Genomic DNA, 12,330 nt, shown 5'->3' with positions numbered 1-12,330 from the left:
CATGGCGAAATCTTGGGCCACTTTCGGGGTCGACCTGCACGTGGAGCCGACCGGACCCGGTGTCCGCAGAGGTCTGACGGAAGCCCTCCGCGAGGCGGTCCGCAGCGGCCGTCTCGCCCCCGGCACCCGGCTGCCCTCCTCCCGCTCCCTCGCCGCCGACCTGGGCATCGCCCGCAACACGGTCGCGGAGGCGTACGCGGACCTGGTGGCGGAGGGCTGGCTCACCGCCCGCCAGGGCTCGGGCACGAGCGTCGCACGCCGCCCGGTGCAGGCCCCCTCCACCACCTCCGCGCCCGGCCGCCCGGCCCACACCCGCCCGGCGTACGACCTGGTCCCCGGCACCCCCGACCTGTCCTCCTTCCCCCGCGCGGCCTGGCTGAAGGCCTCACGCCGCGCCCTGGCCGTCGCCCCGCACGAGGCCCTCGACTACGGCGACCCGCGCGGCCGGGTGGAACTGCGCACCGCCCTGGCCGGATATCTGGCCCGTGCCCGGGGCGTCCGCACGGACCCGGAGCACATCGTCATCTGCTCCGGCTTCGTGCACGGCCTGATGCTGCTCGGCCAGGTGCTGCGCGGGCGGGGACTGACCTCGCTGGCCGTGGAGTCGTACGGGCTCGACGTCCACTGGCGGCTGCTGGAGCGGGCCGGGCTGCGGACGGTGCCGCTCGGATTCGACGAACTCGGCACGCGTACGGAGGAGTTGGCGGCCGGACCACAGGGCGGGGATGCGCTGGGAGGCGTACGGGCGGTGCTGATGACACCCGCCCACCAGTTCCCGATGGGCGTACCGCTGCACCCCGACCGGCGGGCGCAGGTGGTGGACTGGGCGCGGCGTGGCGGCGGTCTGATCCTGGAGGACGACTACGACGGGGAGTTCCGCTACGACCGTCAGCCGGTCGGCGCACTCCAGGGCCTCGACCCCGACCACGTGGTCCATGTGGGCACGGCCAGCAAGTCCCTGGCCCCCGGTCTGCGGCTGGGCTGGCTGGTGCTGCCGCCGTCGCTCGCCCCGGAGGTGGTCGCGGCGAAGGGCGGGGTGGACTGGTCGTGCGGGGTGCTGGACCAGCTCACCCTGGCGGAGTTCATCACGTCGGGCGCCTACGACCGCCACGTCCGCGCGTCCCGGCTGCGTTACCGGCGCCGTCGGGACGCCCTGGTGGCGCGGCTCGCCGAACAGGCCCCCGGAGTCCGGGCCACGGGCATCGCGGCGGGCCTGCACGTGGTGCTGCGCCTGCCGCCCGGCACCGAGCAGGAGACGCTGCGGGCGGCGGCCTGGCAGGGGCTCGCGGTGCACGGGCTCGACCGCTACCGCCACCCGGAGTCGCCCGCCGAGCGGACCGACGCGCTGGTGGTGGGGTACGGGACACCGCCGGACCACGGGTGGTCGGGGGCGCTGGACGCATTGTGCGCGGCACTGCCTTTCGACAGTGCTTTCAACGGAACCTTCAACAGCACTTTCGCCGGCACTTTCAACGGTACTTTCCACAACGAGGGAGTCGGCGGCCCTTTCCATGGAATAGAGTCGCCTCATGAGCAATAGTGAAGCCCTGTCCCGTGTGGCCCTGAAGAAGATTACCCCCGAGGTGTCCGGTGCCATGGGCGCCCTGCACGGCGCCGCCGTTTCCGCGGCCCAGGACGCCAAGGTCGAACCGGAACTCCTGGAGCTGATCAGGATTCGCGCCTCGCAGCTCAACGGCTGCGCGTTCTGCCTCGACATGCACACCAAGGACGCCCGTGCCGGGGGTGAGACCGAGCAGCGGATCTACGCCCTGAACGCCTGGCGGGAGACCCCGTTCTTCACCGAACGGGAGCGTGCTGCACTGGCGTTGACCGAGGCGGTGACGCTGGTTCACGACGGACACGTGCCGGACGCGGTCTACGCCGCGGCGGCGGAGGTCTTCGACGAGGCCCAGATCGCGGCGCTGATCTGGGCGGCCACCGTCATCAACGCATACAACCGGATCGCGATCGCGACCCGTATGGTGCCGGGCGCCTATCAGCCCGCCCAGAAGAAAAGCTGAATTCGGGTACGGGGGAGAGCGCCGGGCCGAATTGAATTCGACCCGGCGCTTTTTGTCCCAGTGCTCCCGTCTTTTGTCCCGGTGATCCCGTCCGGAATCCGGGCGACTCCGGAATTCAGTCGACCGGCAGCGGTTCCATGACGTCGTCCAGCCACTGCTGCCATTCCGGGGCGCGCACGGCCGGCGCCGGGCTCATCGGCCGCGCCGTCCAGGCGGTCACCGGCCGGATCCCGTGCAGCGCGTTCACGAGCCACACCTCACGGCCGTCGAGCTCGGCCACGGTCCGTTCGCGGTGGGCGACACGGATCCCGGTCCGGTGGGCCCGCTCCTGGATGAGGCCGGCCGTCACTCCGGCCAGGACGGGCAACTGGGGCGAGGGCGAACACAGGGTGTCGTCCTCCCACCACAGCACGCTGGCCGTGGCCGCCTCAAGCACCACACCGGAGGACGCGATCAGCACCGCCTCCTCCGCGCCCTCCCCGGACGCCCGCCGCCTCACCCGGGCCAGGGTGTCCAGGTCGGGCCCCTTGCGGCGGGGGACGGTCCGTGGATCGCTCTGCCCCGCCGCCCAGACCCGCACGCCCGTGCCGAGCGGCGGCGCATGCCGCAGCAGCAGCCGCAACTGCATGGAGCCCGAGGCGAGTTCGACCCGGGGGAACCACTTCCCGGTGCGCGGCAGCGCGGCGGTCATGTCCCGCCAGAACGCGACGAGCCGGTCCAGCGGTGGGCCGCCGCAGTCGCCGCAGGCCCGCAGGAAGCGTTCCCGGTGCCGGTCGAAGCCGCGCATCCGGCCGTCGCGCAGCAGCCACGAGTCCGCGACGAGCAGCCGCCCGCCCGGCAACGTGCCGGGGGCCGGTCCTGAGGTCAGCCCACGGCCGGGCGACCATGCCAACAGCTCCTCCGCGATGGCCGGTTGTGTCACTGCGTACCCCTCTCGGTCTCAGTACTTGCGGCCCGCGACAGCGGGCGAACCGTTCCGTGGCCCGTACGGCGCGTGCTCCAGCCAGGAACCGCACCACGGCAGTACGGGTGCGAGCGCCGCCGCCGCCCGCTGCTTGACCCGGACGATCCGGCGGTGCGGCCGCAGATGGTCCAGCGCGCTGCCGGCGGCCGCGCTGTTGAACAGGGCCGCCGCCCGCCGGACCTCGGCGAACTCGGCGACCGCGGCGGCCGTCCCGTCGGCGATCGCCCGCGCGGCCGCCGCCGCGTCCGCGATCCCGCTGTTCATCCCGCGCGCGCCGAACGGCGGGAACAGGTGGGCGGCCTCGCCGACGAGCAGCACCCGCCGCTGCGGGTCGCTGAACGAGGCGGCGACCTTGCGCAGGAAGCGGTACGTCGACACCCACAGGACGCGCTCGGCGTACCCGTCGCCCACCACCGTGGGCAGCCATTCCCGTACGGCCTCCTCGGTCCCGTACGCCTCCTGCGTGTCGTCGTCACGGCACTGCAGGTCGACCTGGAAGCCCCCGGTGAACGGCACCCGCATCACACTGCGGCCGCCCACCCCCGGATGCTCGTAGTGGAAGACCCGCTCCAACGGCAGCTCGGCGCCCGGCAGGTCGGCGACGTCCACGACGACGTGGAAGCCGTCCGCGCGCGTCCCCTCCATCGGGATGCCCAGCTCGCCCCGGACCGCCGAGCGTGCCCCGTCCGCGGCGACGGCGTACGTGCCGGTCCAGACACGGCCGTCCGCGCCGGTGAGCACGACCTCCGTCGGTGCGACGCGCACCCCCGTCACCCGCGCCCCCCACGCGAACTCCACTCCGGCCGACTCGCACGCGGTGCGCAGGAAGCGCTCGGTGTCCACCTGACGCAGGCTGGTGAAGGGCGGGAGGCCGGGCGTGGACGACGGCGGGAAGGTGCGGGCGTACACCTCACGGCCCCGGTACAGGGTCCGTCTGGTGTGCCAGGTGCGCCCGTACGCCGTGATCTCGGCGGCCAGCCCCGGGCGCATCCCGTCGAGCAGCCGCAGGGTCTCCCGGTGTACGAACAGGGCGCGGCTGCCCGGGCGCTCGCGCTCCTCGGGGTCCGCCTCCAGGAGCACGACCGGCAGCCCGTGCGCGCGCAGCGCGAGCGCCGCCGACAGCCCCACGGGCCCGGCACCCACCACGAGAACCGGATGGCCCCAGGCGCCGCTCACGTGCGCGCGCCCTCGGCCAGCATGCGGGTGATCTCCACCCGCTTCACCTTCCAGGTCGCGGTCATCGGCAGCTCCTCGAAGCGCCACTGCCGGGGCTCGGCCAGGGACGGCAGATCGGCCGTGGCCTCCCGCCAGCGCGCCGGGTCCAGCGGCTGTTCGCCCCGTACGCACACCACCGGCACCGGTTCCCGGTCCGCGCCGGGCACGATGACCACCTCACGGAGCTCTTCCAGCCGGTCCATCAGCGCGTCCTCGACCTCCAGATTGCTGTGCACCGAGTCGATCTGATCGATCTCACGGTCGATCAGATACAGCCCGCCCAGCCGTCCCTGGTACCCCATGTCGCCCATCTGCCACCAGCCGCCGCCGTCGAGCTGGCGCAGGTACTGCTCCCGGGCGCCGAGGTAGGTGAGGATCCGCCCCCGGGTGCGGGCCTCGATGCGGCCGGGCGTGCCGGGCCTGGCCCGCCCGCCGGAGTCGTCCGTGACCCGGACCCGGGTGAAGCCGGGGATCCCGATCCCGACCCGGCGCCCGTCCGCGCGGGCGGCGCTGCGCCGGGTGAACCACTGGAAGGCCACCGGACCCGTCTCGCTCTGCCCGTACAGCTGGATCAGCCAGGGCGTGCGCCGCTTCGAGGCGTCCAGCAGCCGCCGTACGGTGCGCGGATGGATCGCGTCGAACGTGGAGCCGTACGAACGGACCCGGGACAGCGGCGCTCCGGGCGCGTCGGCCAGCTCCTCCCACAGCACGAAGGTGTTGGGGTGGGTCTCGACGATGCCGGGGCGGTGCCGGGTCAGCAGCGGTCCCACCGTGGCCGGGTCCGGGTCGGTGATGAGCACGAGCGGGCTGCCGAAGTGCAGCAGGACGCCGAGCAGATGGTAGAAGCGCGAGTGCACGAACGACATGTGCAGCGCGGCGGTCTCGCCGCGGGTGGGCCAGCCCATCGCCTTCTGCGGGACGAGCCGGTTCCACATGGTGTTCGCGCAGTGCACGGCGAGCTTGGGTAGGCCGGTGGTGCCCGAACTGTGGGTGATCAGGGCGGGCTCGCGCGGGTGCAGCCGGACGGGAGAGGGGGTGTCCGCCCCGGCGTACTTCTCCAGGGGCTCGGCCCCGGGCGCGTCGTCCACGCAGAGCGTCCGGCGTACGAGGGCGGAGAGGTCGACGTCCTCCAGCGGGCCCTCCAGCTTGGCTCTGTCGGTGATCAGCCAGGGTTGGTGGAGCCGTTCGAGAAGCCGGCCCACCACCGGACCGGCGAGCGCGGGGGACAGGAGGACCGGAACGGCCCCGATACGGGAGACGGCACAGGTCAGCAGGACGATGTCGACGTTGTCCGTCTTGTGGACGACCACCTCCTCCGAGGGCCGGACCCCGGCCTCCCACAGCCGTCCGGAGAGCTCCTCGACCACTTCGGCCAGCACCGGATAGCTGAGGTCGACCCCGAGGCCGGGACTGACGTCGAGCGGCCGGTCCAGGGTGACGAAGACGGCTCCGTGGCGGTCTGCCGCGTGCCGGAACATCGGGCCCAGGTAGAAACCGCGGTCGGCGAGCAGGGGCTGCTGCTGTCGCATGTGCCCGTTCCCTTCTGTCCTGTGGTCTGTGGCTGTGGTCTGTGGTCGTGGTGCCGCGGTGGTCACCAGGCGCCCTGGCGGACGAGGTGGCGGCGGAGTTTTCCGGTCGAGGTGCGGGGCAGGGACGGGACGAAGCTGATGGCTCTGGGGACCTTGAACGCGGCGAGGTGCTCGCGCGCCAGGCCCACGAGTTCGGTCTCTAGACCGGACGGCCCGGACAGTCCGGAGAGGCCGGGCGGCAGGGGTGAGACGGGGACGACGAAGGCCCGCAGCCGACTGAAGCCGCGCCAGTCGGTCATGGCCGCGACCGCGACCTCCTTCACCGCCGGATGGGCCCGCAGCACGGCCTCCACCTCCAGCGGGGAGATGGTGATCCCGCCGACCATCTCCAGGTCGTCGGTGCGTCCCAGGTGCCGGTAGCTGCCGTCCTGCTCCCGGCGCGCCCGGTCGTGGGTGGCCAGCCAGCCGCCGACCAGGGTGCGTTCCGACTCCTCGGGCCGGTTCAGATAGCCGGGCGTCAGCGTCGGCCCGCGTACCCAGAGTTCGCCCTCCGCGCCGTCCTCCACCGGCGCGCCGGCCTCGTCGCGCAGCTCCACCTCGAAGCCGGGGACCGGGCGGCCGACCGTGCCCGGGTGGTTGTGCTCGAAGCTGTTGGCGCAGAACGCGTGACCGGCCTCCGTGGAGCCGATCTGCTCCAGGACCGGCGCGCCCAGCAGATCGGCGACCTGCTTTTCGAGCCCCTCGGGCAGGCCCTCCCCGGCCGACACGGCGGCGCGTACGGAGGCGAAGCAGGCCGCGTGACCGCTGCCCCGGTCGGCGACGAGGGCGGCGTACGCGGAGGGCACGGAGTAGAGCAGGGTGACCCGGTGCCGGGCGACGAGCTCGTCCACGGCGGCCGGGTTCGGACGCCGGTCCACCAGGACGGCGGAGGAGCCGGAGAAGAGCGGGAAGACGAAGGCGTTGCCGAAGCCGTACGCGAAGTACAGCTTCGACACCGACAGGGTGACGTCGTCCGGGGTGATCCGCAGCAGCCGCCGGCCGATGAGGTCGTGGTACGTCTTCGGGTCGCCGTGACAGTGCACGACACCCTTGGGCCGGCCCGTGGTGCCGGAGGTGTACTGGACGTAGAGCGGGGTGTGCGCGTCGACCGGGTGCGCGGCGGCCGGCTCGGCGTCGGCGGTGAGCGCCATCAGATGGTCGGCGCCGAGACGCATGCGGTCGGTGAAGCGGTCCTCCAGGCCCGGTCCGGTCACGCAGAGCACGGCCTTGGCGTCCTCGGCCATGAACGCGTGCTCGGCCGGGGGCAGTTCGGGGTTGACCAGGACCGCGACGGCTCCCAGCCGGGCGGTGGCGAGGAAGGCCGCCACCCAGGCGATGCCGTCGGGCAGCGCGAGCAGCACCCGGTCGCCCGCACCCACGCCGTGCCCGCGGAGCACACCGGCCGTGCGGCCCGCGAGGTCGTGCACCTCGCCGTGCGTCCAGGCCCGGTGGCCCTGGTGGAAGGCGACCCGGTCGTCCCAGCCGCGCCGCTCGGCGAGCGCGGCGAGATGGGTGGCGAGGTTGCCCGGGGCGTGGGCGTCGGCGTGGGTGCCGGTCGGCGACTGCGGAGTCGGCGTGGACGTGGGGATCGTCACCGGGCGGGCTCCTCTACGGCGGCGCGGCGGGGGGTGTCCGCCCGACGGGCGCTCACCCCTGCCGGGGTGGCTTCCTGGTGCTCCCGCAGGGCCCGCATCTGTGCCGCCGTCTTCAGCAGCATCTCGTCGTACTCCGCGACCGGATCGGAGTCGAGGACGATCGCGCCGCCCGCGCCCAGGTGCATCAGCCCGTCCGCGAGTACGGCGGTACGGATGACGATGCTGAGGTCGGCGCCGCCGCTGCACCCCAGGTAGCCGAGGGCCCCGGAGTACACCCCGCGCGCCTCGGTCTCCAGCGTCTCGATGATCTCCATGGTGCGCAGCTTCGGCGCGCCGGTCATCGAGCCGCCGGGGAAGCAGGCGCGCACGCAGTCCACCGCTTCCGTGTCCGGGCGCAGCCGGCCCTCGACGGTGGAGACGAGCTGGTGCACGGTGGCGTAGGTCTCGGTGGCCATGAGCCGGGAGACGCGTACCGTCCCGGTCCGGCAGACCCGGCCCAGGTCGTTGCGGAGCAGGTCGACGATCATCAGGTTCTCGGCGCGGGTCTTGGCGTCGGCGGCGAGCGCGTCCCGCAGGCGCGCGTCCTCCTCCGGGGTGTCGCCCCGGGGCGCGGTGCCCTTGATGGGCCGGGCCTCGGCGACACCGCCGCGGGTGATCCGCAGGAAGCGCTCGGGGGAGGCGCTCGCCACGTCGAGGTCGCCGAACCGCAGGAAGGCCGCGTACGGCGCCGGGTTGACGCGGCGCAGCACCCGGTAGAAGTCGTACGCGTCGGGCGGCGCGGGCAGCCGGGCGGCGTTGGTCAGACAGATCTCGTAGCTGGTGCCCGCGCGCAGTTCACGTGCGCAGGCCTCGATGTCCGCGAGGTAGGTGGCGCGGTCGCGGACGAGCCACGGCTCGGCGGCGCCGAGGTCGGGCTCGGCCGACACGGGGGCGGGCGGTAACGGCTGCGGGTCGGCGCCGACGAAGGTGAGCTGGGCGAGTGCGCCGTCGAGCCAGTCGGTGGCCTCCCGGGTGGCCTGGGGGGTGTCCTCGGCCACACAGACGGCGTAGGTGAAGCCCTCCTGGTGGTCCACCGCGATCAGCCGGTCGGCGAACAGCCAGCAGGCGTCGGGGGTTTCGGCCCGGTGGCGGTTCGGGGAGCCGCAGTCGGCCTTGGTCTCGTACCCGAAGTAGCCGACGTATCCGCCGGTGAAGTCGAAGGGCAGCCCGGTGGCGTCCACGCGCCGGTTCGCCAACTGCCGCTTGAGGTAGTCGAAGACGCTCGCCCGGACCTTGCGCGGCGGCCGTCCGGCCCGCTCGATCTCGCAGCGGCCGGTCGTGACGTCGTACCGGACGAACTCCGACAGCGGCCCGGAGCCGTCACCGAAGAACGAGAACCGCGACCGCCCCTCCTCGACCCGCGCGCTGTCCAGCCAGAACGCCCGCGGGGAGGTGGCGTACATCCGGGTGAAGGCGGCCTCCGCGTCGATGGCGGTGGCGATGCGGCGGGTGTGCAGCCGGTGGGCGGGGCGGACGGTCCGCGTGGGGCGGGAGGGCGCGGCCGGGGCGGGGATGGCCGCCGCGGACGGGGTGACCGCGGTGTTCTTCGTACGGGTCTTGCGGGCGCGTTGCGCGGTGAGGTTGCGGAAGTTCACGAGCATCCGGTGGCCGTACTCGGTGAGGACGGACTCCGGGTGGAACTGCACGCCCCACAGTGGCCGGGTGCGGTGCCGCAGTCCCATCAGGACGCCGTCCTCGGACCAGGCCGTGGCTTCCAGCGTCTCGGGCAGCGGCTCGCGCACGGACAGCGAGTGGTAGCGGATCGCGGCGAAGTGCTGAGGCAGCCCCTGGAACAGGTCCCGCTCGTCGTGCCGGATTCTCGACAGATGCCCGTGCCGGGGCTCCGGGGCGGGCAGTACCCGGCCCCGCTCCCCGAGCGCGATGCCCTGGTGGCCCAGGCAGACACCGAGCACCGGGATCGTGGACTCCGCGAGCACTCTGGCGCTGATCCCGAAGTCACGGGATTCGGCCGGGTGCCCCGGTCCGGGCGACACCACCACATTGTCGAATTCCGAGAGATCCGGAATTCTTCCGCCTGTTCCGTCGGGGGCGGCGTCGTTGAGGATCACCACCGGCTCCTCGCCGTTGACCTCGGCGATCAGCTGGAACAGGTTGTACGTGTACGAGTCGTAATTGTCGATGAGCAGGGTCTTCACCCGCCCACCTCCCTTTGATCGTTCTCGGGCCTACGCGGTCCGTCTTTTGTGACGTCCGCGGAGCGCCTGGAGCGGTGGGTACAGCCATTTCTTGAAGAATCGCTGAAGTCGCGGCATGAGAATCCAGGTGACGAGGGCCGTCACACACAGACACAGCAGCAGCGTACGGATCAGTGGGTTGAGACCGCCGAGATACGGAATCACGAGCAGATTGAATAAGAGAACCGGTGGGAAGACCGCGCTCATATTCACGAACCAAAGCTTCCATTTCGCGGGTGGGAGCGGTGCGGCCGGCGGTTTCGGCGCGCCGGTCTGGGCGTCGAACCAGCTCTTGGAGCCCCGCACGCTCCGCCGGCCCGTCTCCCGGGCGAACGGGTCCGCCCGGGTGGCCCATTGCGCCCGGATGATCGAGTCTTCCCAGGCCAGGGCCGACCCCTCGCTGTCGAAGCGGTAGACCACATGCCACTCCGCCTCTCCGTCGGCAAGTACACCACCCCCCAGGAAGCCCGGTTCGCGCGAGCTCGCCCGCAGCACGGCCCACCCCCAGGAGTGGAAGTCGGTCTCGCGGCCCGGGATCACGTGATACGCCACGGTGACGGTTACGGGATTCCTGGTCACGCTACCGAGTACGGAAAGCGCATACAGCGCGTTCAAATCTTCAACGAAGTTTTTCGAGTGTCCGGATCGTGACCTTTTGTTTACCTTTCGGTTATCTTGACATCTTCTGTCGATCGATACGCCTGGTAACTCCCCCGTAATTTCCGAAAGTGCTTGCGGGGTCCGTCGATAAAGCTGCACGATCGCCATCCGCCGCAAAGTCGGCCCCCTCATCTGCCCCCATCTGTCCCCAAGAAGGAGATCCCATGTCCAGGTACGACTGGAATATGAACCACGAGGGAATCGAACGGGCGCGTTCCGTGATCGAACCCGCTCGGAAAGAGGTCACCACCCACCCGATTTACCAGCGGATAAGCAGCCGGGAGGACATGGCGACGTTCATGGCGCACCATGTGTTCGCGGTATGGGACTTCATGTCGCTCCTGAAGTCCCTTCAACGCGAACTGACCTGCGTCGACGTCCCCTGGGTGCCGCGCGGCACGGAGGTCGGCCGGCGCCTGATCAACGACATCGTCCTGGTCGAGGAGAGCGACGAACTGAACGGCGGCTTCACCAGTCACTTCGAGCTGTACCGCGCGGGCATGACCGAGGCGGACGCCGACGCGACCAGGATCGACACCTTCCTCGCTCTGATCGCCGAGGGCCACGACGTGCCCTCGGCACTCCGGGTCGCCCAAGTCCCCGGCCCCGCCGCCGAGTTCGTCCGCACCACCTTCGAGGTCATCTCGGACCGGCCCCTGCACTGCCGGGCGGCCGCGTTCGCCTTCTCCCGGGAGGACCTCATCCCCGACATGTTCGACCAGGTCATCAAGAAGGAGGGCACCGACCGCTTCCCGCTCTTCTGTGACTACCTGGCCCGACATATCGAGGTCGACGGCGAGGAACACACCCCCATGGCCATGCAGATGGTGGCCGACCTCTGCGGCACGGACGACACGCGCTGGCAGGAGGCGGTCGAGACGGCGACGCTGGCCCTTGAGGCGAGGGTCCGGTTGTGGGACGGGATCGTGGAGGCGATGGCCTGAGGTCCCGGACAACGGTGGTCCCCCGACCGGGGGCGGGGGCGCAGGTGGAGGGGCGGGGGCGTCGGCGGTCGCACGCGGTCCCCGGAACCTGGCGAGTGCCCCGAGAGCCTTCTGAATGGCTGACGCCAGGTCAAGACGCCTCTGTTACAGGGCTGTTGATGATCTCCCCGTACTGTGGTGATCATCACGGCGCCCGTCAGCGCCCCTCATGCAACGGAGAAGAACCACCATGCGCCTGTTCCACGCCGCCACCGCACTCGCCGCCACGTCCGCGCTGGCCCTGACGCTCACCGCCTGCGGGAACGGCAGCGGCAACGACGCCTCGGGCGACCAGTCGTCCACACCGACGTCCTCGTCCTCGGCCACTGCGGCCGGCGGCACCCCGGCCCAGAACGCGGATGCCACCAAGGGCGCGGGCAGCAGCACGGGCGGCGGCGGTACGGGCACCAGCACCGGCGGCACCGGCACCGGCAGCAGTGGCGGCAGTGGCGGCACCGGCGCGAGCCGCTGCCACACCGCCGGGCTGGGCTTCTCGTTCGGCGCCGGCGACGGCAAGGTCAGCAGCTCGGACGACCAGCAGCAGCTGGCCGTGGTGCTGAAGAACAAGACGTCCGCCGCGTGCACCATCCAGGGCTTCCCCGGGGTCGACCTGAAGTCCTCCGGCGGCAGCTGGTCGCTGACCCGCAGCGGCGCGACGCCCAAGAAGGTCACCCTGGCCGCGGGCAGCAGCACGACGTTCACCATCACCTTCCTGCCGTGGAACCAGGGCAGCGGCACCGAGTTCAAGGCCACCTCGGTCGTCGTCACCCCGCCGAACGAGACCACCTCGACCACCCTGGCCTGGCCCGGCGGCAGCGTCCTGCTCCAGGACGGCGCCACCCACCCCGGCACCTACACCGGCCCCGTCGGCGGCTGACGGCCTGTCTCCGCGTCCGCTGCCGGGACGGGCTCAGTGTGAACCGGGGGCCGCGCAGCTCCTCGCGCCGCTAGGCCCTGTCGTCACATTCCCGTCTGCCCTGCGACGTCATGCACGTACTCTCGCCGCACCGGGCACAGACCCAAGTACGTCCAGTACGAGGGCCTGTGCCCGGCACGCCGAGAGCACGCTCCCCCAAGCTCTCGACTCCGC

The 12,330-nt window shown here is 71.8% G+C and carries 10 protein-coding genes; 4 read left to right on the top strand and 6 right to left on the bottom strand.

Annotation, left to right across the window (positions count from 1 at the left end):
* Position 1: 1 nt before the first annotated feature.
* Positions 2-1,540 (top strand): PLP-dependent aminotransferase family protein, encoded by a 1,539-nt coding sequence (locus ACFVWD_RS00050; protein WP_389592921.1) that lies wholly within the window; start codon positions 2-4, stop codon positions 1,538-1,540.
* Positions 1,530-2,021, top strand: coding sequence for a carboxymuconolactone decarboxylase family protein (locus ACFVWD_RS00045; protein WP_099942972.1), 492 nt, complete (start codon positions 1,530-1,532; stop codon positions 2,019-2,021). Before ACFVWD_RS00050 ends, ACFVWD_RS00045 begins: the two co-directional genes overlap by 11 nt.
* A gap of 115 nt (positions 2,022-2,136) precedes the next feature.
* Here the strand turns inward: ACFVWD_RS00045 and ACFVWD_RS00040 are convergent, their stop codons facing one another.
* From ACFVWD_RS00040 to ACFVWD_RS00015, 6 genes are all read right to left on the bottom strand, one after another.
* Positions 2,137-2,943 carry an aminotransferase class IV gene (locus tag ACFVWD_RS00040; RefSeq protein ID WP_389592919.1) on the bottom strand — a complete coding sequence of 269 codons (807 nt, stop codon included), beginning with the start codon at positions 2,941-2,943 and terminating at the stop codon, positions 2,137-2,139.
* Between the two features lie 18 nt (positions 2,944-2,961).
* Positions 2,962-4,161, bottom strand: a complete 1,200-nt coding sequence (locus ACFVWD_RS00035) for an FAD-dependent monooxygenase (protein ID WP_389592917.1) — start codon at positions 4,159-4,161, stop codon at positions 2,962-2,964.
* A complete protein-coding gene (locus ACFVWD_RS00030; protein WP_389592915.1) occupies positions 4,158-5,729 on the bottom strand; it encodes a class I adenylate-forming enzyme family protein in 1,572 nt (523 codons plus the stop codon). Before ACFVWD_RS00030 ends, ACFVWD_RS00035 begins: the two co-directional genes overlap by 4 nt.
* Before the next feature lie 62 nt (positions 5,730-5,791).
* On the bottom strand, positions 5,792-7,357 hold the full coding sequence (locus ACFVWD_RS00025; RefSeq protein ID WP_389593229.1) for an AMP-binding protein: 1,566 nt from the start codon (positions 7,355-7,357) through the stop codon (positions 5,792-5,794).
* A gap of 2 nt (positions 7,358-7,359) precedes the next feature.
* Positions 7,360-9,558 (bottom strand): aminodeoxychorismate synthase component I, encoded by a 2,199-nt coding sequence (pabB, locus tag ACFVWD_RS00020; protein WP_389592913.1) that lies wholly within the window; start codon positions 9,556-9,558, stop codon positions 7,360-7,362.
* Between the two features lie 30 nt (positions 9,559-9,588).
* Entirely contained in the window at positions 9,589-10,176 is a 588-nt protein-coding gene (locus tag ACFVWD_RS00015) for a hypothetical protein (protein ID WP_099946583.1), read from the bottom strand.
* 245 nt (positions 10,177-10,421) lie between these two features.
* Between ACFVWD_RS00015 and ACFVWD_RS00010 the strand changes: the two genes are divergently transcribed.
* The gene (locus tag ACFVWD_RS00010) at positions 10,422-11,201 is read left to right on the top strand and encodes a DUF3050 domain-containing protein (protein WP_389592912.1); all 780 of its coding nucleotides are present in this window, start codon (positions 10,422-10,424) and stop codon (positions 11,199-11,201) included.
* A gap of 229 nt (positions 11,202-11,430) precedes the next feature.
* A complete protein-coding gene (locus ACFVWD_RS00005) occupies positions 11,431-12,117 on the top strand; it encodes a DUF4232 domain-containing protein (protein ID WP_389592910.1) in 687 nt (228 codons plus the stop codon).
* The last annotated feature ends 213 nt before the right edge of the window (positions 12,118-12,330 follow it).

This window comes from Streptomyces sp. NPDC058086 (assembly GCF_042885015.1).
Taxonomy (GTDB): Bacteria; Actinomycetota; Actinomycetes; order Streptomycetales; family Streptomycetaceae; genus Streptomyces.
This window is presented reverse-complemented; position numbering and strand designations above follow the sequence as displayed.

Coding starts and splice junctions, on each gene's coding strand:
- ACFVWD_RS00050 (WP_389592921.1), top strand. CDS start 2: ATGGCGAAATCTTGGGCCACTTTCGGGGTCGACCTGCACGTGGAGCCG.
- ACFVWD_RS00045 (WP_099942972.1), top strand. CDS start 1,530: ATGAGCAATAGTGAAGCCCTGTCCCGTGTGGCCCTGAAGAAGATTACC.
- ACFVWD_RS00030 (WP_389592915.1), bottom strand. CDS start 5,729: ATGCGACAGCAGCAGCCCCTGCTCGCCGACCGCGGTTTCTACCTGGGC.
- ACFVWD_RS00010 (WP_389592912.1), top strand. CDS start 10,422: ATGTCCAGGTACGACTGGAATATGAACCACGAGGGAATCGAACGGGCG.
- ACFVWD_RS00005 (WP_389592910.1), top strand. CDS start 11,431: ATGCGCCTGTTCCACGCCGCCACCGCACTCGCCGCCACGTCCGCGCTG.